We start from the raw sequence: 4,271 nt of genomic DNA, 5'->3' as shown, positions 1-4,271 counted from the left end.
TGTCGGTCAGCACGTCGGTGTTTGATGTGACCGATGCCGACAGCGTACGTGCTGCCGTCGAGCACATCGAGGTCGATGGCCCGATCGACATCCTGGTCAACAACGCGGGCATGCAGATTCGCGTCCCGTTGCACAGTATTGCCCTCAGGTGCAAACACCCTGAGCGTGACTGCAACGAGCGCCAGCAATCAAATCAGCCCAGCCACCTCGCTGGTCATCACCCTCGACACCACAGCCTCTGCCGCTCCGACCGCCATGCTGGACGCCAGCAGTGACAGCGGTGTGCTGGGTGACCAACGGACCAACGACACGACGCCCACGATCAGTGGCACCGGCACTGCGGGTGAAGTCATCACAGTCAAAGACCCCGCTGGAGCCGTGATCGGCACCGCCTCCGTAGCTGCCAACGGAACGTGGAGCGTGACGCCAACGACAGCGCTGGCCTCAGGCGCCAACAACCTGAGCGTCACCACCACCGACGCCGCTGGAAACACCAGCGCCGCCACGCCGCTGGTCATCACCCTCGACACCACGGCCTCTGCCGCCCCCACCGCCATGCTGGACGCCAGCAGCGACAGCGGTGTGCTGGGTGACCAACTGACCAACGACACGACGCCCACGATCAGTGGCACCGGCACTGCGGGCGAAGTCATCACGGTCAAAGACCCCGCAGGCGCAGTCATCGGCACCGCCACCGTGGCTGCCAACGGAACGTGGAGCGTCACACCCACGACAGCGCTGGCCTCAGGCGCCAACAACCTGAGCGTCACCACCACCGACGCTGCGGGAAACACCAGCGCCGCCACGCCGCTGGTCATCACCCTCGACACCACGGCCTCTGCCGCCCCCACCGCCATGCTGGACGCCAGCAGCGACAGCGGTGTGCTGGGTGACCAACTGACCAACGACACGACGCCCACGATCAGTGGCACCGGCACTGCGGGTGAAGTCATCACGGTCAAAGACGTCTCTGGCGCCGTCATCGGCACCGCCACCGTAGCTTCTAACGAAACGTGGAGCGTGACGCCAACGGCAGCGCTGCCCTCGGGCGCGAACAACCTGAACGTCACATCCACCGACGCTGCGGGCAACACCAGCCCAGCCACGCCGCTGGTCATCACCATCGACACGGCCACACCTGCCGCGCCAACCGCTCCGACAGCAAACCTGGACACCAGCAGCGACAGCGGTGTGCAGGGTGACAACACCACCAACGACACCACGCCCGCGATCAGTGGTACAGGTACAGCGGGTGAAGTCATCACCCTCAAGGACGCCGCCAATGCCGTGATCGGCACCGCCACCGTGGATGTCAACGGCACCTGGACCATCACACCCTCCGCGATGCTGCCCTCCGGTGCAAACACCCTGAGCGTGACTGCAACGAGCGCCAGCAATCAAATCAGCCCAGCCACCTCGCTGGTCATCACCCTCGACACCACAGCCTCTGCCGCTCCGACCGCCATGCTGGACGCCAGCAGTGACAGCGGTGTGCTGGGTGACCAACTGACCAACGACACGACGCCCACGATCAGTGGCACCGGCACTGCGGGTGAAGTCATCACAGTCAAAGACCCCGCTGGAGCCGTGATCGGCACCGCCTCCGTAGCTGCCAACGGAACGTGGAGCGTGACGCCAACGACAGCGCTGGCCTCAGGCGCCAACAACCTGAGCGTCACCACCACCGACGCCGCTGGAAACACCAGCGCCGCCACGCCGCTGGTCATCACCCTCGACAACACGGCTTCTGCGGCACCTGTTGCCACACTCGATGCTTCGAGCGACAGTGGCCTATTGGGTGACCAACTGACCAACGACACGACGCCCACGATCAGTGGCACCGGCACTGCGGGGGAAGCCATCACGGTCAAAGACTCCGCTGGCGCCGTGATCGGCACCGCCACCGTAGCGGCCAACGGAACGTGGAGCGTGACGCCAACGGCAGCGCTGCCCTCGGGCGCGAACAACCTGAGCGTCACCACCACAGACGCTGCGGGCAACACCAGCCCAGCCACGCCGTTGGTCATCACCCTCGACACGGCCACACCTGCCGCGCCAACCGCTCCGACAGCAAACCTGGACACCAGCAGCGACAGCGGTGTGCAGGGTGACAACACCACCAACGACACCATGCCCGCGATCAGTGGTACAGGTACAGCGGGTGAAGTCATCACCCTCAAGGACGCCGCCAATGCCGTGATCGGCACCGCCACCGTGGATGTCAACGGCACCTGGACCATCACACCCTCCGCGATGCTGCCCTCAGGTGCAAACACCCTGAGCGTGACTGCAACGAGCGCCAGCAATCAAATCAGCCCAGCCACCTCGCTGGTCATCACCCTAGACACCACAGCCTCTGCCGCCCCCACCGCCATGCTGGACGCCAGCAGCGACAGCGGTGTGCTGGGCGATAACACTACCAACGACACGATGCCCACGATCAGTGGCACCGGCACTGCGGGTGAAGTCATCACAGTCAAAGACCCCGCTGGAGCCGTGATCGGCACCGCCTCCGTAGCTGCCAACGGAACGTGGAGCGTGACGCCAACGACAGCGCTGGCCTCAGGCGCCAACAACCTGAGCGTCACCATCACCGACGCCGCTGGAAACACCAGCGCCGCCACGCCGCTGGTCATCACCCTCGACAACACGGCTTCTGCGGCACCTGTTGCCACAGTCGATGCTTCGAGCGACAGTGGCCTATTGGGTGACCAACTGACCAACGACACGACGCCCACGATCAGTGGCACCGGCACTGCGGGGGAAGCCATCACGGTCAAAGACTCCGCTGGCGCCGTGATCGGCACCGCCACCGTAGCGGCCAACGGAACGTGGAGCGTCACACCCACGACAGCGCTGCCCGCAGGTGCAAACGCATTGAACGTCACCTCTACCGACGCTGCGGGTAACACAAGCCCAGTCACGCCGCTGGTCATCACTCTCGACAACACGGCTTCTGCGGCACCTGTTGCCACAGTCGATGCTTCGAGCGACAGTGGCGTATTGGGCGACCAACTGACCAACGACACGACGCCCACGATCAGTGGCACCGGCACTGCGGGTGAAGTCATCACGGTCAAAGACGTCTCTGGCGCAGTCATCGGCACCGCCACCGTAGCTTCTAACGAAACGTGGAGCGTCACACCCACGGCAGCGCTGGCCTCTGGCGCGAACAACCTGAACGTCACATCCACCGACGCTGCGGGCAACACCAGCCCAGCCACGCCGCTGGTCATCACCCTCGACACGGCCACACCTGCCGCGCCAACCGCTCCGACAGCAAACCTGGACACCAGCAGCGACAGCGGTGTGCAGGGTGACAACACCACCAACGACACCACGCCCGCGATCAGTGGTACAGGTACAGCGGGTGAAGTCATCACCCTCAAGGACGCCGCCAATGCCGTGATCGGCACCGCCACCGTGGATGTCAACGGCACCTGGACCATCACACCCTCCGCGATGCTGCCCTCAGGTGCAAACACCCTGAGCGTGACTGCAACGAGCGCCAGCAATCAAATCAGCCCAGCCACCTCGCTGGTCATCACCCTCGACACCACAGCCTCTGCCGCTCCGACCGCCATGCTGGACGCCAGCAGTGACAGCGGTGTGCTGGGTGACCAACGGACCAACGACACGACGCCCACGATCAGTGGCACCGGCACTGCGGGTGAAGTCATCACAGTCAAAGACCCCGCTGGAGCCGTGATCGGCACCGCCTCCGTAGCTGCCAACGGAACGTGGAGCGTGACGCCAACGACAGCGCTGGCCTCAGGCGCCAACAACCTGAGCGTCACCACCACCGACGCCGCTGGAAACACCAGCGCCGCCACGCCGCTGGTCATCACCCTCGACAACACGGCTTCTGCGGCACCTGTTGCCACAGTCGATGCTTCGAGCGACAGTGGCCTATTGGGTGACCAACTGACCAACGACACGACGCCCACGATCAGTGGCACCGGCACTGCGGGGGAAGCCATCACGGTCAAAGACTCCGCTGGCGCCGTGATCGGCACCGCCACCGTAGCGGCCAACGGAACGTGGAGCGTCACACCCACGACAGCGCTGCCCGCAGGTGCAAACGCATTGAACGTCACCTCTACCGACGCTGCGGGTAACACAAGCCCAGTCACGCCGCTGGTCATCACCCTCGACAMGACCACACCTGCCGCRCCAGCTGCTCCAAACAGCGCCGCGAGCGGCAGGGGCGTAGATCTCGACGAACTGAGCATCGTTACGAAGCCCACGATCAGTGGCACCGGCACTGCGGG

At 64.8% G+C, this 4,271-nt stretch carries 2 protein-coding genes; both read left to right on the top strand.

All coding sequences use genetic code 11. The annotated features are described in order from the left end of the window. Positions 1-17: 17 nt before the first annotated feature. Entirely contained in the window at positions 18-275 is a 258-nt protein-coding gene (locus AMM33_RS22760; protein ID WP_369802474.1) for an SDR family NAD(P)-dependent oxidoreductase, read from the top strand. Further along, positions 166-4,271, top strand: a 4,106-nt coding sequence (locus AMM33_RS17935) for an Ig-like domain-containing protein (protein ID WP_228768220.1), incomplete at its 3' end; no start/stop codon positions are given. The genes AMM33_RS22760 and AMM33_RS17935, both read left to right, overlap by 110 nt.

The sequence above is a fragment of the Limnohabitans sp. DM1 genome (assembly GCF_001269385.1).
GTDB lineage: Bacteria > Pseudomonadota > Gammaproteobacteria > Burkholderiales > Burkholderiaceae_C > Limnohabitans_A.
This window is presented reverse-complemented; position numbering and strand designations above follow the sequence as displayed.